Raw genomic sequence first — 20,682 nt, 5'->3', positions numbered from 1 at the left:
TGGGGTGATGGACGCAGTGAGAGTGTTGATCACGGGTGCGACCGGATACATCGGCGGCCGTCTTGCCCCTCGCCTGGTCGAAGAGGGCCATCATGTGCGTGTGGTGGTGAGAAGCCCCGAGAAACTACGCGATGTGCCCTGGCATGATTCGGTGGAGATCACGCGTGGGGATCTGACCGACAGTGATTCCCTCTCAGGTGTTTTCGACGATATCGACGTGGTCTACTACCTCGTTCATGCCATGGGTGGGGGAGGCTCGTTCTCCGATATCGACAAGCAGAGCGCGCAGAATGTGGCCGCCGCTGCGCGCGATGCGGGGGTGCGCCGGATCGTCTACCTGGGCGGGCTTCATCCGTCCGATCGGGAGCTGTCGACTCACCTGCAGTCTCGGCTCGAAGTTGGTCGGATCCTGCTCGACTCCGACGTTCCGACGGTTGTATTCCAGGCCGGCGTGGTGATCGGATCGGGATCGGCGTCCTTCGAAATGGTGCGCCACTTGACCAATCGACTTCCGGTGATGACCACACCCAAGTGGGTGCACAACAACATTCAGCCGATCGCCGTGCGTGACGTACTCCACTACTTGATCGCAGCCGCGGCGACGACGCCGGAGGTCAACCGCGCCTTCGACATCGGTGGGCCCGATGTCATGCAGTACGGCGAGATGATGAACACCTACGCCGACGTCGCAGGATTGGTACGCCGACGCATCCTCGTCCTGCCCGTCCTCACCCCGCGTCTGGCCGGTCACTGGGTGGGATTGGTCACGCCGATCCCGCGAGGTCTGGCGATGCCGCTGATCGAATCACTGCAGAACGACGCGGTGATGCACGATCACGACATCGACGACTTCATCCCGCCTCCGGCCGGTGGCCTCACGCCGTACCGGGAAGCAGTGCGTTTGGCGCTTCGCAAGATCGAGACCGGTGAGGTGGAGACGGCGTGGTCCGGTGCAACGATCGCGGGGGCTCCATCCGACCCTCTTCCGTCCGACCCGGATTGGGCCGGCGAAGCCGTCTACGTCGATCATCGCGAACGTGACTGCTCGGCGGATCCGAAAACCCTGTGGTCGGTGGTCGAGTCGATCGGCGGCGAGAATGGTTGGTATTCCTTCCCTTTGGCGTGGGCCATCCGGGGGTGGATGGACCGGGCGGTCGGCGGGGTCGGACTTCGCCGGGGTAGACGGGATCCACGTCGGCTCAACACCGGTGAAGCCCTGGACTTCTGGCGGGTCGAAGAAATCGATCGAGGCAAGTTGCTCCGATTGCGCGCCGAGATGAAGGTCCCGGGCGGAGCATGGTTGGAGTTGCGAGTGTCGGAAGGTCCGGCGGGTGCGGATGGACGGCCGGTGGGTTCACATCTCGATCAGCGTGCGGTCTTCTTCCCTCGCGGGTTGGCCGGCCGGGCGTACTGGTACTCGATCCTGCCTTTCCATGGAGTCGTCTTCCAGGGGATGATCACCAACATCACCGGTGCTGCCGAGCGTGAGATGGCTGCAGTTCAGGAAACGGCTGGGCTGCAGGAAACGGCTGGGGTGCAGGACACGGAAAGTGCCGCCGATTAATTGGTATGACTTCCGAACTTCGGCGCGTTATAGTGAATAGCCCCACGAAAGACGCGGGGCACACACGGGGCTGAACGGTTTCGACTGCGTGTGTTGAGTTAGGGGAAGCGTGTCGGTGCAGGCAAGAGACCACCGTAAGCGTCGCTGCAAACCTATAAGCGCCGATTCCAATCAGCGCGACTACGCTCTCGCTGCCTAAGTAGCGAAGCGTGTCTGTCAGCCCGGGGTTGCCCTCGACCCGGTTCCTGGCATCAGCTAGAGGGCTTTACTGTTCGGCTCGGTCACGGAGTCGGATGGGACATCAAACAGTGACTGGGATCGTCATCCTGGCTTGTTCGCGAGACTGGGAGATCCAAGTAGAGACTTAGCGAACTGCACACGGAGAAGCCCTAGCGATTCAACGTAGGACCCGGGTTCAATTCCCGGCAGCTCCACAACAGGTCGGGCCGGAGAGCACACGCTCTCCGGCCCGACCTCTTTGCTGTGGTGCTGCAGCACTCTGCTGAGCGTCGGTGTCTTCTCGAGATCAGGAGCCGAAGAATCCCAAGTCGATCGAGCCGACGAAGCCGGGAGCGTCCTTGGTCAGCGGCTTACCGTCCAGATCGGCAGGCAATGCGACACCCCGGCTCTGGAGGATGGTCGGAGTGATGTCGGCGATCGTGTACGAGTCGGTAGTCTTACCGGCTGCGTATCCCGCACCACGCGCGATGACGAATGTTGTTGCTTCCGCCGGTGTCTGACCTCCATGTCCGCCGGCGGGCTTGTGGCCGTGATCCGCAGTGACCAGAACGGTCCATTTCTCACCGGTCTTCGCAGCGCGCTGATCAACAGCATCGATGATCTTGCCTACCTGGGCGTCGACGGAGGCGATCGACTCTTCGTACGCAGCGTCGTTGGTGCCGCCGCTGTGCCCCGCGCCGTCCACCTGATCGAGTTGGGTGAAGATCAGGTCAGGTCCCTTGTCGGTGATGTCGCGGGCGACGGCGTCAGCCGTCGCAGCATCGGTGGCCGCTCCGGACCCTGCATCGGTAGTGGTGACGACAACGTCGGCTTTCGGCGTGCCGCTGGAGGCGATGTTGTCGATGCCACCCCAGGTGGAGATCGACTCGGTGAGCAGAGATGGCTGTGCTGTTTCCAACCGTGTGAACACGCTCGGGTAGAGATCGAAGCGGGCACCCGCGTACGTGTTGTCCTTGACGCCGTGCTTGGTGTCCCAGACTCCGGTCAGGATGGTCGACCACGACGGTCCGGAGATGGTGGTGTGGCCGAGGATGGAAGATTCTCCACTGGTTCCTTCGGCGATGAGCTTCTGGAGACGGGGAGCATCGGCGGTCTTGATGTGGCTGAGCATAGTGCCGTCGAGCCCGATGACAACTGTCTTCTCGGCGGCCGACGGATTGAGGTCGGACGATCCGGGAATTGCTGCGGCAGTTGCGGTTCCGGCAGCAACAGCGCCGGCGAGGAGGAGTGTGATAGCTGCTGAGGTGCGTGCGATTTTCTTGGTCACGCTAAAGATATTGCGATAGGACTAGACCAATTGCACTATCTGAATGCGAGGGTTGTCCGATTGTTCACGACGGATTCAGATTGGACTAGACCAATGTTTGCTCACGCGGCCCAGCCGTCGAGGATGACGCTGACCGCGTGATCGAGGTGGAGGGGCTCTCCGCCCCACGCCGGCACGATCGCGTCGTCGGGCACGTCCCCGCGCAATAGGTCATCGGCGAACCCCTCGGTTGGCGGTGCTGGGTCGATGACGTCGCCGTCGGCATAGCGAAACTCGAACTTCTGCTCGCCGAGTGCAGTGATCGTGAACAGGCCGTCGTGCAGCGCGCGGTGGCAGGTACCGCAAAGCATGATCAGGTTGTCCAAGTCCGTATTGCCGCCGCGTCCCCAGAATTTCACGTGATGTGCGTGCAGGAAGCGGGTCCGTCCGCATCCTGGTGTGCGGCAGCATCCGTCGCGGTAATTCAATGCCAACATCTGTTTGGCACTGACGACGCGGGTCCGCCGGCCCAGATTCAGAACGCATCCATCCTTTGTTGTTCCCAGGCGAAGCTTGGCATTGCAGAGCACTTCCTCGGCATCGTTTTCGGAGAGGGCGGGCCCGCTAGGAATGCGGACAGAGTCCGCTTCGTGGAAGAACACAACTTCGTTCGCGGCGGCCTTGGATGTGCGGTCTGCGGCCGCGGCGGTGGCGAGCTCAGCCATTGCGACGAGGCCCGGCCCGATGTTTCCGACGGGGTTCTTGGTGGCTGTCTCGTCGGCGGGGACGGTGGCGGTGGTTCGAGTGCGTTCACGTTCCGCCAGAGCTAACGCTGCGAGGATTCGGGCGCCGTCCTGCGCAGGCAGGCGTCCTTTGATGACGAACTCGCCCGTATCCGAGTCCCAATGCCAGCGGACTTGAAGATGTGCGGGCGCTTTGGTTTTGCCGGATTCGTTGTCGGTTGCTTTACGCAGGCCGGCAGCGAGACGATCGATCTGGGCTGCGGGCGCCTCGCAGCCGAACCGAACCATCTGCTTCTCGTTCGAAGGTGTCGTGACTCGCGTGAGTGCGCGAACCTTCGAGTACGACAGGCGGCCTTGTTCGAACGCCTTCCGCATCTCTGGCAATGATCGGAGTGCTTTGGCGACGCGAACATATTCGCGGCCGGTGTGCAGGCTCATTCCGCACTTCCATGACAGCCAGTGGGCGCAGGAGTGAAGTCCAGGGCCGGTCCAGCCGCGGTCTTCGTCGAATTTTGCGAGGAGGGTGAGGAATCGGGCGGTGGCTGCAGCGATCTGGCCGGCGAGGGCGCAGATTTCTGAGCCGAGCTGATCCACGTCGTCTCGGTTGGAACCCTGCGTTTCTTCATCGATCAGTGTTGCGTTCATGACTTGCCCCCCGGCCTGTCTCCGACGTCAATTCGAATGTACGTTCGACATTAGAGGTGGGTACCGACACACATTTCCGAACGGGGGCCGAAAGCGTCCCCGCGGGGACGTCTAACCGCTGCCGATCGAGTACTCGGTGTAGGTGCCGACGTCCTCGAAGCCGAGGTTTCGATAGAGCTGTGCGCCGTCGCTGGACCCCTGAAGTACGGCGGTTCGGGCACCTCGCTCGCGGGCGATGTCGAGTGCGGCAAGGGTGACCGCCGAGCCGAATCCGCGTCGGCGAGCCGTTTCGAGCGTGACGACGCCGTACAGTCCGGCGACGCCGGCCGCAAAATGGACCTCGGCTCCGGCGACGGGCTGGGAGTTCGCGTACCCCACGACGAATGAACTCCGCGAACGCTCATCGAGAGCGGCATCGGCGGTGTCTTCGAAGAAACCGATAACTGCGGCTGAGGGCGGCGACCAATTGGCGGCCATCACGGCGGCATAGTCGGCGAGCTGGGTACGAGTAGTCACCCGATGAACGGAGAGTTCTGGGACAGGCGTCGGATGAGGGACGACGTCAAGGTCCGCCGTCATCGCTCGTTCTTCCTCGGAGCTCAGACAGCCGAGGGCGGACAGGCGAGCCCCGAGGTCAGAGGGATTGTCGCGGGGTCCGGTCCACCAGGAGAACGGACGTCCGGTTGCTCGAATCGAGGCGAGGATGTCGATCAGTCGCCGATCTTCGGGCCCGTCGGCAGGTACGGCGAAGCGAGCACCAGCGATGATGTTGAACGTGTCGTCGGCGAGGCCGCTGTCTGCGACGACAACATCTGCAGTGACCGTGACCGATGCAGTCGGCAAGTGTTCATGCAGGTGGCAGGCATGGGAAACCAAGTTGGCGTCCATGGCGTCGAGGACGTCACCGACGAGTGCTTCATGATTCACAAAAGAAATTCTACGAACCCCATCCAAATGGTTTTCGGCTCCGAATGCCATGCATGACGCCCAACCGACGGCAACAGCAGGACGGTGACCAGCACCTGGTGGTGCTCGTGCTGCCTGGAGGTAAGGTCTCGAGCCATCGCCCGGCCAGGGCCTGGCATCTGTCCAACCTTCGGATGCGCCCGTTCACCGCTCAGCTTCGCCGCTCCGGTGTGAAAGCGGTGCAGGCTCGCTATCGGGTTCGTGGTTGGAATGGTGCCGAGCGCAGTCCGGTCGCCGACGCTCGCGCCGCACTCGACGCGATAACGAAACGTAATTCACAAGCTCAGGTGATTTTGCTGGGGCACTCGATGGGCGGGCGGGTCGCCGCCGATCTGTGTGGCGATCCGGCGGTGGTCGGTGTGGTTGCGCTGGCGCCGTGGTGGCCCGATGGAACGTCGGTGAATCTGCGTTCGGACACACCACTGGTTGTGCTCCACGGCACGGCCGACTCATGGACCGATCCGGCAGCGTCTCGTCGGAAAGTTGACGGACTGCAGAAGTCGGGTAAGTGCGCTGAATGGATCGGCATCGACGGCGCAGGCCACTTCATGTTCCGCCGCGTGGCGACCTGGCATCGCCTCGTCGCCGAGGCAGTCGCAGAAATCAGTCGCGGGGTAACCGCAACGAAGACGGGAGAACGACGATGAGTTCGGACAAGCGCAAGGTGGCCGTCGTCGGTAGTGGGGTCGCAGGTCTGACAGCGGCGTGGGTGCTGAGTAAGGACTGTGACGTCACCCTCTACGAAGCGGATTCACGGCTCGGTGGGCACGCGGACACCCATTCGGTCACCGACCCGGAAGGGCGAAGCCTCGCCATCGACACGGGGTTCATCGTCCACAACGATCGCACCTACCCGACATTGTTGCGATTGTTCGCAGAACTCGATGTGCCTACGCAGGAATCGGATATGAGTATGTCGGTCAGGTGTGGGGGTTGCGGGCTCGAGTACTCGGGAGGCCAAGGGTTGCGCGGCGTTCTGCCGACGCCGGGGCTGCTGGTGAATGGCAGTTTTCTGTCGATGTTGATGGAGGTCAAGCGCTTTCATCGCCGTGCCCGCGCCTTGCTCGACAACACGGATCCGTCGACACCCGACCAGACACTGGGAGTGTTCCTGCGCAGTGGACGGTTCTCCGACTACTTCACCGCTCACTTCATGACTCCGCTCGTGTCGGCAGTCTGGTCCTGTGATCCCGGCTCGGCGCTCAAATATCCCGCGCGATACCTGTTCTCGTTCCTCGATCACCACGGAATGCTGAGCGTCACCGGATCGCCGACCTGGCGAACAGTCACCGGTGGATCGGGCGAATACGTTCGCCTGGTTGCCAAGAGCGTCGGCGATATCCGTCTGAACACGCCGGTTCGCGCCATCCACCGATTCGACGATCGCGTCGACATCCGCGACGGCGACGACCAGATCCAGACCTTCGACGCAGTTGTCGTCGCAACGCATCCGCAGCAAGCGCTGAAGATCTTGGCGGATCCGACGCCTGCCGAATCCCAGGTCCTCGGCGCAATGCCGTACTCCGTCAACCTCACCCAACTTCACACCGACGAAAATGTGCTGCCCGGCAACACCAATGCGCGCGCGTCGTGGAACTACTACATCCCTGAATGCAACGCGAAGCCAGATCACGTTCTGGTCAGCTATGACATGACGAGGTTGCAGCGGCTGCCGGAGACCGGTCGGCGCTACCTAGTGACGTTGGGGGGAGACGAGATGGTGTCCCCGGAGTCGGTGATCGATCAGATGACCTACGAGCATCCGCAGTACACACCCACCTCCGTTGCCGCTCAAGCGCGGCTTCCCGAGTTGGACTCGGACGTGCTCGCGTTTGCCGGTGCGTACCACGGATGGGGCTTCCACGAGGACGGTGCACTGTCCGGCCTGCGCGCCGCCGAACGCGTCGGAGGTCGGTGGCCGTGACCACACCCCTGACCCCGCCCACACCCATCACGCCGTCCATCGTTCATACGAGCATCCGTCACGTACGAACGGAGCCGTTGCACAACGAGTTCGAGTACCGAAGCTACAGCTGGCTCGTCGACGTCGACGATTTGCCCGAGCTCCCGAAGGCTCTGCGACCCTTGGCGACATTCGACGCCGGGGATCACCTGGGCGACCCCACTCGATCGATTCGTGCCAACGTCGAGACGTTTCTGGCAGCCAACGGGGTGGAGTTCGCAGGCGGCCGCATCCTCATGCTTGCGAACGCACGTGTTCTCGGCCATGTGTTCAACCCGCTGAGTGTGTTCTGGTGTCTGAACGACGACGGCAGTCAGCGGTGCGTCGTGGCAGAGGTTCACAACACCTACGGCGAGCGACACTGCTACCTGCTCGAAACCGACGAACGTGGCGGGGCTCGCACGTCCAAAGAGTTCTACGTCTCTCCGTTCAACGATCTGGACGGCGAGTACCGGATGCGACTTCCGCTACCCGACACCGCGCTCGCGCTCTCGATAGTTCTGGCCCGTGACGGCAAGGCTCCATTCGTGGCCACGGTGTCCGGTCGTTGTGTGCCGGCGACGACGCGCGAGATCGTCCGCAGTGGGCTCGCCATCCCGCTGGCTCCGCTCCGAGTCGCCGCGCAGATCAGATTTCAAGGAATCCGGCTGTGGGCCAGGCGCTTACCCATCGTTCCCCGACCGCAACATCACCCGCAGGAGGCAGTGCAATGACCACAACCACTCTCGGCACCGAACCTTCCGCTCACACGATCGAAACCGAGCGGTGGCCGGGCGTCGCCACAGTGCCGAGCGGGCTCAAAGTGCGGGTTGCATCACCGGTTGCCCGCGCCCTGTTCCACAAGGCGGTAGCGCGTTTGCCACTGCGCGTCCAGATGCCCAACGGTGAGTTCTCCGGTGGCGGTAGCCCCGATTCGCCGTTGATGGTCATTCACCGCCCGGACGACTTCGCTGCTCGCGTGGGTGACAGTGGTTTGATCGGATTCGGCGAGTCGTACATGGCGGGCGATTGGGAAGCCTCCGACCTCACCGCGGTCCTGGAAGTCTTCGCCTCCCGTGTGGCGACGCTGATTCCTGACTTCCTGCAGCGGCTACGAGGCCTCTACATTCCGAAGCAGCCTCGCAGTGAGCGGAATTCGACGCAGAACACGCGCTCGAACATCTCCAGGCACTACGACCTCTCGAACGAGATGTTCGAGCTGTTCCTCGACGACACCATGACGTATTCCAGTGCTCTCTTCGAGGATCTGTCGGTAGGAGGTACCCCGTCGTGGAACGTGTTCGCAGCGGCGCAGCATCGGAAGATCGATCGCCTGCTGGACGGCGCGGGTGTCGGTCCAGGTTCGCGAGTGCTCGAAATCGGCACAGGCTGGGGAGAATTGGCGATACGAGCAGCCCAGCGCGGAGCAACGGTGCGCTCGGTGACACTGTCGGTCGAACAGCAGGAATTGGCAGCGAAACGCATAAGCGCTGCGGGACTGGCAGACCGCGTTCAGGTCGATCTTCTCGACTATCGGCAAGTACAGGGGGAGTACGACGCCGTTGTATCGGTCGAGATGATCGAGGCTGTCGGCCACCAGTACTGGGGAAGCTACTTCCAGACGATCGACGCCCTGCTGGCGCCGGGTGGACGCGCAGCGATCCAAGCGATCACCATGCCGCACGATCGAATGCTCGCGACCCGCAACACCTACACCTGGGTGCACAAGTACATCTTCCCCGGCGGATTTCTCCCGTCGGTGCGGGCGATCGAGGATGTGACAGAACGCATGACAACCCTCCGGGTGCGTGAGCGGATGTCGATGGGCGATCACTACGCGCAGACGTTGCGACTGTGGGACGAGCGTTTCAGTGCTCGCACCGACGAGGCGTCCGCGCTCGGATTCGATGCGGTGTTCGCGCGCATGTGGCATTTCTACCTCTGCTATTCCGAGGCGGGTTTCCGCTCGGGTTATCTCGACGTCCAGCAAATTGTTCTCGATCGGAGGAACCAGCGATGACTGCCACGATGGATCGAACGACGCACGGTACCGGCGTTGCGGGCCGTCTCTCGGACATCCTCAGTCCACTTGTGGGCGGCGAACTTCCGGTGCGGTTGACTGCATGGGACGGCAGCACAGCAGGTCCGGACGATGCTCCGAAAGTGACGCTCTACAGCCCGAACGTGTTGCGACGCTTGCTCTGGAATCCCGGCGAGTTGGGGGCAGCGCAGGCATATGTGCTCGGTGAACTCGACGTCGAAGGCGATCTCGGCGATGCGCTGACGCATGTGTGGAAGGTGGCTGCCGAGCGGGGACTCGGGTCGATCACCCCCACACCGTCGCTCGTCCTGGCTGCAGTCAAGGCTGCGCGGTCCTTCGGTGCTTTCGGGAGACCTCTGGCTCCACCGGCGTCGCAGGCTCAGGTGAAGGGTCGCTTGCACAGTCTCGCGCGCGACCGCGCGGCAATCGGGCACCACTACGATTTGTCGAACGATTTCTACCAACTGATCCTCGATGACAACATGGCCTACTCCTCGGGCTATTGGACTTCCGACGCACCGGACTACACACTCGAAGATTCACAGACGGACAAGCTGGACCTGGTGTGCCGCAAGGTCGGTCTCGATCGAGCGCGAGGCTTGCGGTTTCTCGATGTCGGCTGTGGCTGGGGCTCGCTGAGCCTGCACGCGGCGCGGGAGTACGGGGCTCGGGTCGTAGGTATCACGATCTCGGCGGAGCAGAAGGCTTTTGTCGACGCGAAGATCCGCGCACTCGGTTTGGAAGACTGGGTCGAGATCCGGCTCCAAGATTATCGAGAGATTCCCGACGGTCCTTTCGATGCGGTCGCGTCGATCGAGATGGGTGAGCACGTCGGGGAGGACAACTATCCGACGTACGTGAAAGCGCTCCACGACAACGTGATTGCCGGTGGCCGTGTGCTGATTCAACAGATGTCACGCACCGGCGCGCATCCCGGGGGAGGCCCGTTCATCGAGTCGTTCATCGCGCCGGACATGTACATGAGACCGGTGGGCCGCACCGTTGCGATGATCGAGGAAGGTGGACTCGAAGTCCGTGACGTCCACGCCCTGCGTGAGCACTACGTGCGGACCGTGGACGCGTGGATCGAGACCTTCGAATCGAACTGGGATCGCGTCGTGGATCTCGTCGGCGTCGAGGTCGCTCGGGTGTGGCGCCTCTACCTCGTCGGCGGCGGAATGGCATTTCGGGACGGCCGGATGGGCGTCGATCAGATTCTGTCGGTCCGGCCGCACGGTGACGGTCGATCGGGTATGGATTCGGTTCGGCCGCAGTGGGTGTCGCGGCGATGAACGGATTCGACTGGGGCGCATTCGGAGTGGTCACGCTCACGAGTCTGCTGGCGATCGCCGTCGGAATGGCAGTGACAGCGACGATCGGTGTACGGATCGGGCGCCACAATGTCGTCGACGTGTCGTGGGGCGCCGGCTTCGTTCTGATTGCGCTCGTGTCCGCGATAGTTGGAACCGGCGACCTCTGGCGCCGGTTGCTCATGCTTGCGCTGGTGGCGATCTGGGGTCTGCGGTTGGCGACGCACATGGCGATCCGATCGCGAGGCAAGGGTGAAGATCCGCGGTACGAAGAAATGCTCGGACGAGCGACGGGTAGCCGAACGCTGTATGCGCTCCGCAAGATCTATCTCACGCAGGGTATTTCGTTGTGGTTCGTCTCCCTGCCGATCCAGGTCGCGGCAGTATCGAACGGCAGCTTCGGACTTCTTGTCGTACTCGGTATCGCGCTGTGGATAGTAGGCGTCACGTTCGAGACGGTTGGCGACCGACAGATGGAGGAGTTCAAATCCGATCCGGGCAGCCGTGGCCACATCATGGATCAAGGTTTGTGGGCGTGGACACGGCATCCCAATTATTTCGGCGACGCGTGCGTCTGGTGGGGGATCTTCCTCGTCTCGGCTTCCGTGTGGCCGGGGGTGTTGACCGTTCTCTCTCCGATCGCCATGACGTACTTCCTGGTCTTCGCCACCGGAGCGCGGTTGCTCGAGCGACACATGGAACAGCGTCCGGGCTATCGCGAGTATCAGCAGCGGACAAGTTACTTCATTCCTCGCCCGCCGAAAGCCCGCTCCGGGACGTAGGCTCTTTCGCGTGAGGCCAGAGCATGGGTGATCTGAAACTGCCGGCTGCGGTAGGCGCGGTTGCCGTCGGTGGAGCGTTGGGTGCGCTCAGCCGCTACGGTTTGGGGGAGCTCTTTCCTCACATCTGGACGACGCTGGTCATCAACGTCGTCGGCTCGTTCGTGCTCGGCGTTCTCGCGGCCCTCCTCGTGCACAACAAGGCTGGGTACCTCTTTCTCGGCACCGGGTTCTGCGGAGGGTTCACCACCTTCTCGTCATTTGCGGTTCACGCGGTGACGGAGAGTCCATGGCGATCGATTCTCTATGTACTCGGGACGCTTGTCCCCGCGATCCTTGCCGCAGCATTGGGCAAAGGGCTCGGTGAGCGTTGGATCCGCACGCGGGACGGAGCGTCGGCATGACAGTTCTCCTGGTGGCGCTCGGCGGCGGCGCGGGTGCGAGTGGCCGGTACCTGTTGGCGCGGTATGTGCCCGCGTACAAGGGATTCCCGGCTGCGACGTTCGCCGCGAACGTGATCGGCTGCTTCCTCCTCGGATTGTTCACCGGAGCAGCTCTTTCCACCGAGATGGCCGCTCTCCTGGCGACAGGCTTCTGTGGTGGCCTGTCCACCTACTCGACCTTCGCGACGGAGAACGTGGGCATGGTCGAGCGGCGCCAGACGACGCTTTCGCTGATCTACATCGTCGTCAGTCTCATCGTCGGCTTGTCCGCTGCGTGGGTGGGGATCCAGATCACGGATTGACCGATCCGGCGCCGAGCGTGCACGCCACGCAGCCAGGGTAGACAATTGTCCACAGTCGCGTCGACACAGTGGTCGACCACCGGGCCGAGGGGGATTCGTGGCGCACGAACGAGCAGGACAAGTGGCTCTGCCAGAGGATCTGATCGACGTTCCTCATCTGGTTTCCGCGTATTACACGCGCACCCCGGATCCCGAGAACCCGATGCAGCAGGTACTTTTCGGCACCTCCGGACATCGCGGTTCCAGCCTCGATTCCGCCTTCAACGAAGCCCACATCCTGGCCACGACCCAGGCGATCGTCGAGTACCGCGCCTCGCAAGGTATCGACGGGCCGCTGTTCATCGGCCGGGACACACATGCGCTGTCCGAACCCGCCTGGCTGTCCGCGTTGGAAGTCCTCGTCGCCAACGACGTCGTCGTGCTGGTCGACTCACGCGACGCCTACACGCCCACCCCCGCTGTGAGCCACGCGATCTTGCGATACAACTCGACGGGGCCGGAAGCCAAGGCCGACGGCATCGTCGTGACGCCTTCGCACAACCCGCCGCGCGACGGTGGCTTCAAATACAACCCGCCACACGGTGGGCCCGCGGACACGGATGCGACGTCGGTTATCGCCGATCGAGCGAACGAGCTACTGCGCAAGGGGCTTTCCGGGGTACGGCGTGTCACGGCGGCGCAGGCACTGGACCGCGTCGAACGCTACGACTTCCTTCGCTACTACGTCGAAGACCTTCCCTCGGTCCTCAACCTCGATGCGATCCGCGACGCCGGAATCCGGATCGGTGCAGACCCACTCGGCGGTGCAAGCGTCGACTACTGGGGCGCGATTGCCGAAACTCATCGACTCGATCTCGAAGTGGTGAACCCTCTCGTCGATCCGACCTGGCGGTTCATGACGCTCGACACCGACGGCAAGATTCGCATGGATTGCTCGTCGCCCGACGCGATGGCCTCGCTGATCGGGATTCGGGATCGCTACGACATCGCGACCGGAAACGACGCAGACTCCGACCGCCACGGCATCGTCACGCCCGACGGCGGTTTGATGAACCCGAATCACTATCTCGCGGTTGCCATCGAGTATCTGTTCGCGAACCGACCAGGGTGGGGTGCAGACACCAAGGTGGGCAAGACACTCGTGAGTTCCTCGATGATCGATCGCGTGGTCAGCAGTTTGGGCCGCGAATTGCTCGAGGTTCCAGTCGGTTTCAAGTGGTTCGTTCCCGGTCTGCTCGACGGGTCTGTGGGATTCGGCGGCGAGGAAAGCGCCGGAGCGTCCTTCCTCCGCCATGACGGTTCGGTCTGGACGACGGACAAGGACGGCATCATCCTGGCGTTGCTCGCGTCGGAAATTACGGCGGTGACAGGAAAGTCTCCGTCGGCGCACTACGACGCGTTGGCTGAGAAGTTCGGGAGCCCGGCCTACGCACGGATCGATGCGCCGGCGACACGCGCACAGAAGGCAGTCTTGGCAAAACTGTCTCCCGATCAGGTGAGTGCGACCGAACTGGCGGGTGAACCGATCACGGCGACACTGACCGCGGCGCCTGGAAACGGCGCGGCGATCGGTGGTCTCAAGGTGACGACGGAGAGTGCATGGTTTGCAGCGAGGCCGTCCGGCACGGAGGACGTGTACAAGATCTATGCCGAGTCGATGAAGGGTGCCGATCATCTGGCGCAGGTTCAGGCAGCGGCCAAGGACTTGGTGTCCGGCGTCTTGAAGGCGAACTAGCTCGCGGAGCGTTCGTGTCGCCCGGCTAGAATCCCGGGCGACATGAAAACTCGTGCAGCCAAGCTGCCACAGGAAATTTGGGTACTGGTCGCCGCCAGCTTCGTCATCGCCCTCGGATTCGGATTGGTCGCTCCGGCGCTACCGCAGTTCGCGCGCAGCTTTGACGTATCGGTCACCGCCGCCACGATCGTGATCTCGTCTTTCGCATTCATGCGACTGGTGTTCGCGCCGATGAGCGGCACTTTGGTACAAAAGCTCGGTGAACGGCCGGTCTACATCGTCGGCCTTCTGATCGTCGCGGTGTCGACCGGTGCGTGCGCCTTCGCGGGGGAGTACTGGCAACTTCTGCTGTTCCGGTCTTTGGGCGGCATCGGGTCGACCATGTTCACCGTGTCGGCCCTCGGATTGATCATTCGCATGTCACCACCGGACAGCCGTGGACGCGTGTCCGGCCTGTACGCGACAAGCTTTCTCATGGGTTCGATCGGCGGCCCGCTGGTCGGTGGCGCGCTGTTGCAGTTCGGTCTGCGGATGCCGTTCATCATCTACGCGATTGCGCTGGTGATCGCCGCGCTCGTGGTCTTCGTGAGCCTGCGCGGGTCGCACCTGGCGTCACCGGACAAGGCCGTCGATGTGAAGTCGATGACTCTCACCGAAGGCCTCCAGTCGCCGGTGTACCGGGCCGCCCTCGGATCGAATCTCGCTTTCGGCGGCGTGATCTTCGGAGTTCGCGTTGCCATGGTTCCCCTGTTCGTCGTCGAATTCCTCGACCGGGACCCGTCGATTGCCGCCTACGCTCTCACGATCTTTGCCGTCGGAAATGCGTTGGTGTTGATCGTTTCCGGACGACTTTCGGACCGCTTCGGGCGTAAGCCCTTCGTCGTGAGCGGTCTGCTCATTTGTGGTCTGGGAACCATCGCAATGGGATTCACGGACAACCTCGTGCTGTTCTTTGCCATCGCTGCTGTGACGGGCGTCGGCTCCGGGCTCATGAGCCCGGCTCAGCAGGCAGCGGTTGCCGATGTCGTCGGGTCGACGGCCCGCGGCGGACCCGTTCTGGCGGTATTCCAGATGATGTCGGACATCGGCGGCGTAGTGGCACCGATTTGTGCCGGTCTGATCGCTCAGCATGTGTCGTACTCGGCAGCATTCGCCGTGATGGGGGCCGTAGTCGTCGTGTCGGCGACGGGTTGGTTGTTCGTCCCGTCGCGAACGAAGCCTGTCGAGTCCGTCGTCGAAGATCTGACCGATGTGACGGCGCTGACGGATACTCCTGCGCGGACAAACCTGGACTGACCGGGCATTCTGTACTCTCGATCGGGTGGCAATTCGTATCGTGAGTCTTGTAGCCCGATTGGGTTTGGCGGCCGTCTGGCTGATTTCCGGGGGGCTCAAATTCCTTGATCCCGTGCAGACGAAGATCGCGGTGCGTGCCTATCAACTCTTGCCCGAGTCACTGGTCGGTCCGGTGGCAACGGCGCTTCCCCTCGTCGAAATAGTCCTTGGTCTGCTCATTCTCGTCGGGCTGGCGGTGCGAGTATCCGCCGCAGTCTCGGTGGTGATTTTGACGGTTCTCATTGCGGTGATCATTTCGGTGTGGGCCAGAGGATTGTCCATCGACTGCGGATGTTTCGGCGGCGGAGGTGCAGCCGACGTCGGCGCTTGGGACTATCTGAAGGAGATTCTCCGGGACCTGGGCTTCTTGGCACTTGCCGTCTGGCTGCTCGTGTTCCCGCGTTCGCCGCTCGCATTGGGGCCGGGATCACGTGCGCCGTTCTCAGTGGATACTCAGTCTTCAGTGGCAAGGTAAGCAATCGGTAAATCGTTTCGACGCACGAAGGACTGCATCAGCGTGAGCACCAAGAGCAGCAAGAACAAATATTCGCCGGAACCGGTCTCGAGCCGCTCCACCTACATCATCGGTGGCCTCGCGGTGCTCGTGATCGCGGCCCTCGTCATCGGCGGTGTCTTGTGGACGAACAGCAAGAACAAGCCGCAGAACGACGGCTACGGCTCCGTGCAGAATTCCGAAGTTGCCGTCACGGTGCAGGACAACGGCGTGGTGCTGCTCGGCAAGCCCTCCGCCGCGACGACCATCGATCTCTTCGAGGATCCGCTGTGCCCGGCCTGCGCTGCGCTCGAGCACCTCAGTGGCCAGGCTCTCGCGGCCGCCGTCGACAACGGTGACGTCGCTGTTCGTTACCACATGCTGAACTTCCTCAACCGGGCGTCGGGCAGCGGTGACTACTCCACCCGGGCCGGCGCGGCGCTGCTGTGCGTCGCTCAGAGTGGCGACGCAATCGCGTACTCCGCATTCCACACGAAGCTCTTCGCTACCGACACGCAGCCTGCCGAGGGTGGCAGCAGCGACGACACCAACGACGAACTCGCCCAGATCGCTCGTGATGCGGGCGCATCCGACGACGTGGCAACCTGCATCTCTTCCGGTACCAACGTCGAAGCCGCCGCGGCCAACGCCGCAGCCGCCAGCCAGGCGCTCAAGGATGTCGGGTCCAACGGCACCCCCACGGTCGTGGCGAACGGCAAGATCGTTGACACGGGCAGCAGCGACTGGGTTTCCAAGCTCTCCTCCTGAGCGGAAGCGGCCGCTCCGACGAGGAGCGGCCGCCTCGCTCTGACCAGGCGATTTGTTGCCCAGGAGTCAAGTGGTGTAACTTTCTTCCAGCAAGCGGAAAGCAGTAAAGCCGCTGCGAGTTCGACTGTTAGAGTGAATTGAATACGGGGCTATGGCGCAGCTGGTAGCGCACCACACTGGCAGTGTGGGGGTCAGGGGTTCGAGTCCCCTTAGCTCCACCCGAACAATTGCTCTGCACCAATCGGTGCAGAGCATTTGTTGTTTCGTGCGCAATACTGTCCGCGATGAGGCTTGATCATCCCGTGCATTCTCGGCATGGGGACCGTCGGCGGAACGGAGAACCATGAGTGCACACGTGGTGATAATCGGGGCAGGATATGCGGGCGTCATGGCAGCGAAGCGACTGCTGCGAACTCGGTCGGACATCACGGTGAGCGTCGTGAATCCGCGCCCACACTTCGTGCAAAGAATCAGGCTCCATCAGATGATCGCAGCTGGCTACGACGCGACGGTCTCGTTCGACAGCGCATTACCGCATTCGGCACACCGAGTATTCGGAACGGTGACGGACATCGACGCCGCGGTCAGCAGGCTTACCCTCGACAACGGCATCGTGCTCGACTACGACTACTTGGTCTACGCAGTCGGAAGTAGGCAGTTGCCCAGCACGATCGTCGGGGCGGCAGAGCATGGGTACAGCGTCGCCGAATTCGAGGACGCGACCCGACTCGAATCCAGGCTGTCGACCCTCGACGAGAAGGCTGCCATCTGCGTTGTCGGCGGCGGTCTCACCGGAATCGAGACAGCCGCAGAATTGGCTGAGCAGCGAAGTAACCGAATCACTTTGGTGACGGGTGGAATCGTGGCCCCGGACCTGTCCGAGCGTGCGCGATCGGCAATTCTCAGAACGTTGACCGATCTCGGGGTCGATATCGTCAGCGAATCGCGGGTGACGCGGATCGACGGTTCGTCGTGCGAGCTCGCGGGTGGCATGCGGGTGGAGGCGGAGTGCACGATTCTCGCAACAGAATTCGGTGTCCCGGAGCTAGCCCGTCGAAGTGGCCTCCCCGTCGACGATCTCGGTCGCCTGAAACTGAACGACCGACTCGAATGCCCGTCCCATCCCGACATCGTCGGTGCGGGTGATGCGGTCACAGTCGGTGAGAACTCACTGAGAATGAGTTGTCAGGCCGCGATCCCCTTGGGAGTTCATGCGGCAGAAACGATCCTGCATCGACTCGACGGTTCCGCACCGCGCCCGGTGACTCCGAAGTTTGCAGGCAAGTGCATCAGTCTTGGTAGGCGGCACGGGGTGTTCCAGCGGACGACTCGCGTCGACGAGGCAACGAGGATGTTCATTGCAGGCAGGGCAGGTGCATTCGTCAAGGAAAGAGTCTGTTCGTCGACGACCGACTGGGCTGTCACCCCGCGCCGCTCTCTCTTCTACAGCTGGACATGAGCAGCGCTGGTCACGCTCGATCACAGACCCGATCGATGATCGCTGCAGTCTTGCGGACGTACGGTTGACGGACGACGTCTTCGTGACACGCGTCGACATCGTCGAAATCGAGTGAGCCCGTGGCGATGAGTGACCAGATCTCGCGTCCACGGTTGTTGGTGGCTCCACGGATCACCGTGACCGGCGCGGCGCATGCTCGTATCCGATGCTTCCGGAGCGCCTGGCCTCCGATGTAGAGGAACACAGTCCACTGGGTGGCCGGCGGGTACTGCAGAATGCCGGCGAAGAGTGTGCGGATCCACATAGCGGCGACGGTGCGTCTGGCCGGCTTCCATCGGGTATTGGTGGATGGCTGTGGGGCAAGGTCGACGATCGACGGATCCAAACTGATTCCGGCTCGGGTGGCCAGTCGGGTGGCAGTTTCGGTGGAGATTCTGGTGTCGAGAACGGTGACGTGCTCGACGGTGTCACCTGATTCGGACAGCTGTGTTGCCATTTCCAGCGCCACGTAGCCGCCGTACGAGTAGCCGGCCAGGAGGTATGGCCCGGTGGGCTGGATCTTCTTGATTTCGAATATGAAACGGCGTGCGCTTGCTTTCACCGACCGATCGGGCAGTCCGCGAGATTCGAAGCCGTGTGGCTGAAGTGCGTAGACCGGGCGATCGGTGTGGAGCGCTTTCGCCAGGGTGGACAGGGTCGTCGAGGGGCACCCCGCTCCGTTCATGATGAACAGCGGTCGCCCAGTCCCTTCGAGATTCAGTGGAACCATCGTGTTGTGACAGACGCGATCATCGGGATCTATTCTGCACCGATCTACCAGCGCTGCAAGTTCTTTGACGGTGCTCGCGGCCGCGAACTCCGCCGTCGTGATCCGGATCCGGAACATGTCGTGAATCTTTGCCACCACTTCGGTGGAAGCGAGCGAATCTCCGCCGAGTTCGAAGAAGTCGTCCTCACGGTCGACGGAATCGATGCCGAGAATCGACTCCCAGATCGAGGACAGCCACAATTCGGCGGGCCCGGCGAGAGTCGGTGGAGTGGAACGCACCTCGACGGACGGCAGCGTTGTTCGATCGACCTTTCCCCTCTCGTTGCGGGGCAACGCTGCCATCGGAACAAAATGTCGGGGAAGCATCCAGGCCGGCAGATTTCTCGCCAATTCGCGCCGCATCTCGGCGCCCGACCGTGCCATCACGGCTTTGTTCTGGACTACGTACGCAACGATCTCCGGTCGATCATTCTCGAGAACTGCACCCACGAAAACATCGGCGATGCCGGGAATTCGACGAATGTGCGACTCGACCTCCGTCGGCTCTACCAGGTATCCCCGAATCTTGACGGCGTCGTCGACGCGTCCTCGGAGTTGTAGTTCGCCGCGTTCGTCGATACGGCCTCGGTCACCGGTCCGGTAGATACCGACTCCGTCGCCGAGACGAGTGAATCGTGTTGCAGTGCGCTCGGGGTCGTTGTGGTAACCGTCGGCAAGATCGGTCGAGACAACCTGTATCTCGCCGATCTCTCCGTCGGGGAGAGGCACGCCGTTCACGTCGACGATCTGTACGTCCTTGCCGTCGCGGGCCCGTCCGGCCGGAACCACTCCGGCGGGTAGTTCGGAATGTGGCGGGAACTCGTTGTATGCGATGACACCTGTCTCGGTGGTGGCCAGCCAGTTGACGAACGTGACGCGAGCGAAGCCGTGACTGCGATGGCGCGCATAGTCTTCGCCGTGGACTGCTTCTCCGTACGTCACGACGACGCGGAGGGAACCGATCGAATCTTCTTTTGCTTCCTCGCCTTCGAGATCCGACCACACCCGAAGAAAGGATGGTGCACAGTGCGCAGTCGTGATCGAATTCTCGATCAGCCAGTCGTCGATGCCCGAGACGCCGTCGATACGTGGATCCCAGCAGAAGACCGTGACTCCGTTCATCAGCCCCATGATCAGTGCCGTGATTCCGGCGCCGAAACTGACGGGCAGCAGGTTCCCGATGTGATCGTCGGGTCGCAGGTCGATTGCCGCGGCAAGTTCGTCGGCCTTGTTCAGGCACATGGAGTGGCTCAGGACGACTCCCTTGGGCGTCCCACTGGTGCCTGACGTGAACGCGATCATGGCAGGGTCGGAACTGGACGGTTCGAGCGCGTTGTCGAAACGGAATCCGGTCGCCGCTGATTCGTCGAGGATCGATTGCAGCGCGACGGCCCCTGAGGTGCTCATGATGTGTGCGCGCCTGGCGTCGGGGAGTTGTGGGTCGATCATCACCAACGGTCGGCCGGAAATCAGAGTAGCGAGGATGGCGGGCACCGATTCGGCGGTTGGTTCGAGATCGACTGCAACCGGGCAGGCCCCCTGTGACCCGCGCAACCGAAGTTCGCGGACCAAAGCGTCGGTTCGAAGTTCGAGTTCGGCGAAAGTGATTCGGTCGCGCGGAGTCACGACGGCAACGGCGTCGTGCTGCATCGAGGTGACTCTGCGCCACCTCGACTCGATCGTCTCGTCGATGACTGCATAGCGAGTGCGTTCTAGACCTAAGTCGACAACCTTCATCACAGTAGCTCCGTCCGACTTTCAGCTATCTTTTAGCAAAGACTACATAAGGTTTGTGAAAGAGGTCCATAACAAACCGAAAGTAGTTTTCCATACGTCCCCATCCTTCAGGCCGACTGCTCCGAA

At 62.3% G+C, this 20,682-nt stretch carries 18 protein-coding genes, 1 tRNA gene and 1 other RNA gene; 16 read left to right on the top strand and 4 right to left on the bottom strand.

Annotation, left to right across the window (positions count from 1 at the left end; all coding sequences use genetic code 11):
• The first annotated feature begins 7 nt into the window (after positions 1-7).
• Both G8767_RS07350 and ssrA read left to right on the top strand, forming a co-directional pair.
• Entirely contained in the window at positions 8-1,564 is a 1,557-nt protein-coding gene (locus G8767_RS07350; RefSeq protein ID WP_166809730.1) for an SDR family oxidoreductase, read from the top strand.
• 66 nt (positions 1,565-1,630) lie between these two features.
• Positions 1,631-2,001, top strand: a transfer-messenger RNA (tmRNA) gene (ssrA, locus tag G8767_RS07345).
• 89 nt (positions 2,002-2,090) lie between these two features.
• Here ssrA and G8767_RS36510 read toward each other — a convergent pair.
• From G8767_RS36510 to G8767_RS07330, 3 genes are all read right to left on the bottom strand, one after another.
• The gene (locus G8767_RS36510; protein ID WP_166809729.1) at positions 2,091-3,071 is read right to left on the bottom strand and encodes an alkaline phosphatase family protein; all 981 of its coding nucleotides are present in this window, start codon (positions 3,069-3,071) and stop codon (positions 2,091-2,093) included.
• A gap of 101 nt (positions 3,072-3,172) precedes the next feature.
• Positions 3,173-4,438, bottom strand: a complete 1,266-nt coding sequence (locus G8767_RS07335; RefSeq protein WP_166809728.1) for an HNH endonuclease signature motif containing protein — start codon at positions 4,436-4,438, stop codon at positions 3,173-3,175.
• A 111-nt stretch (positions 4,439-4,549) separates the two neighbouring features.
• Entirely contained in the window at positions 4,550-5,365 is an 816-nt protein-coding gene (locus G8767_RS07330) for a GNAT family N-acetyltransferase (RefSeq protein ID WP_346842963.1), read from the bottom strand.
• A 53-nt stretch (positions 5,366-5,418) separates the two neighbouring features.
• Here G8767_RS07330 and G8767_RS07325 point away from each other — a divergent pair, with 53 nt between their 5' ends.
• From G8767_RS07325 to G8767_RS07260, 14 genes are all read left to right on the top strand, one after another.
• Positions 5,419-6,051, top strand: a complete 633-nt coding sequence (locus G8767_RS07325) for an alpha/beta fold hydrolase (protein WP_166809727.1) — start codon at positions 5,419-5,421, stop codon at positions 6,049-6,051.
• Positions 6,048-7,328, top strand: coding sequence for an FAD-dependent oxidoreductase (locus G8767_RS07320; RefSeq protein ID WP_166809726.1), 1,281 nt, complete (start codon positions 6,048-6,050; stop codon positions 7,326-7,328). Before G8767_RS07325 ends, G8767_RS07320 begins: the two co-directional genes overlap by 4 nt.
• Complete coding sequence (locus G8767_RS07315) at positions 7,325-8,080, top strand: DUF1365 domain-containing protein (protein WP_346842962.1); 756 nt, start codon at positions 7,325-7,327, stop codon at positions 8,078-8,080. The genes G8767_RS07320 and G8767_RS07315 overlap by 4 nt, the downstream gene beginning before the upstream one ends.
• Complete coding sequence (locus G8767_RS07310; protein ID WP_166809725.1) at positions 8,077-9,366, top strand: cyclopropane-fatty-acyl-phospholipid synthase family protein; 1,290 nt, start codon at positions 8,077-8,079, stop codon at positions 9,364-9,366. Before G8767_RS07315 ends, G8767_RS07310 begins: the two co-directional genes overlap by 4 nt.
• Positions 9,363-10,679: a cyclopropane-fatty-acyl-phospholipid synthase family protein gene (locus G8767_RS07305; RefSeq protein ID WP_166809724.1), complete on the top strand. Its 1,317-nt coding sequence runs from the start codon at positions 9,363-9,365 to the stop codon at positions 10,677-10,679. Before G8767_RS07310 ends, G8767_RS07305 begins: the two co-directional genes overlap by 4 nt.
• Complete coding sequence (locus G8767_RS07300) at positions 10,676-11,479, top strand: DUF1295 domain-containing protein (RefSeq protein ID WP_166809723.1); 804 nt, start codon at positions 10,676-10,678, stop codon at positions 11,477-11,479. Before G8767_RS07305 ends, G8767_RS07300 begins: the two co-directional genes overlap by 4 nt.
• 23 nt (positions 11,480-11,502) lie before the next feature.
• Entirely contained in the window at positions 11,503-11,880 is a 378-nt protein-coding gene (locus G8767_RS07295) for a CrcB family protein (RefSeq protein WP_166809722.1), read from the top strand.
• A complete protein-coding gene (gene crcB / locus G8767_RS07290) occupies positions 11,877-12,221 on the top strand; it encodes a fluoride efflux transporter CrcB (RefSeq protein WP_095969159.1) in 345 nt (114 codons plus the stop codon). Before G8767_RS07295 ends, crcB begins: the two co-directional genes overlap by 4 nt.
• Positions 12,222-12,318: 97 nt before the next feature.
• Entirely contained in the window at positions 12,319-13,956 is a 1,638-nt protein-coding gene (pgm, locus tag G8767_RS07285) for a phosphoglucomutase (alpha-D-glucose-1,6-bisphosphate-dependent) (protein WP_095969160.1), read from the top strand.
• 42 nt (positions 13,957-13,998) lie between these two features.
• The gene (locus G8767_RS07280; protein WP_124566358.1) at positions 13,999-15,252 is read left to right on the top strand and encodes an MFS transporter; all 1,254 of its coding nucleotides are present in this window, start codon (positions 13,999-14,001) and stop codon (positions 15,250-15,252) included.
• Between the two features lie 25 nt (positions 15,253-15,277).
• Positions 15,278-15,766: a MauE/DoxX family redox-associated membrane protein gene (locus G8767_RS07275; RefSeq protein ID WP_095969162.1), complete on the top strand. Its 489-nt coding sequence runs from the start codon at positions 15,278-15,280 to the stop codon at positions 15,764-15,766.
• 42 nt (positions 15,767-15,808) lie between these two features.
• Positions 15,809-16,552: a DsbA family protein gene (locus tag G8767_RS07270; protein ID WP_166809721.1), complete on the top strand. Its 744-nt coding sequence runs from the start codon at positions 15,809-15,811 to the stop codon at positions 16,550-16,552.
• Positions 16,553-16,697: 145 nt separating this feature from the next.
• A tRNA-Ala gene (locus tag G8767_RS07265) sits at positions 16,698-16,770 on the top strand.
• 125 nt (positions 16,771-16,895) lie between these two features.
• Positions 16,896-18,011 carry an FAD-dependent oxidoreductase gene (locus G8767_RS07260; RefSeq protein ID WP_166809720.1) on the top strand — a complete coding sequence of 372 codons (1,116 nt, stop codon included), beginning with the start codon at positions 16,896-16,898 and terminating at the stop codon, positions 18,009-18,011.
• A gap of 10 nt (positions 18,012-18,021) precedes the next feature.
• Here G8767_RS07260 and G8767_RS07255 read toward each other — a convergent pair whose 3' ends face one another.
• Complete coding sequence (locus G8767_RS07255; protein WP_166809719.1) at positions 18,022-20,556, bottom strand: alpha/beta fold hydrolase; 2,535 nt, start codon at positions 20,554-20,556, stop codon at positions 18,022-18,024.
• Positions 20,557-20,682: the final 126 nt, after the last annotated feature.

This window comes from Rhodococcus sp. IC4_135 (assembly GCF_011602025.1).
Taxonomy (GTDB): domain Bacteria; phylum Actinomycetota; class Actinomycetes; order Mycobacteriales; family Mycobacteriaceae; genus Rhodococcus_F; species Rhodococcus_F baikonurensis.
The sequence above is the reverse complement of the archived record's forward strand: the minus strand, read 5'-3'. Positions and strand labels throughout refer to the sequence as shown.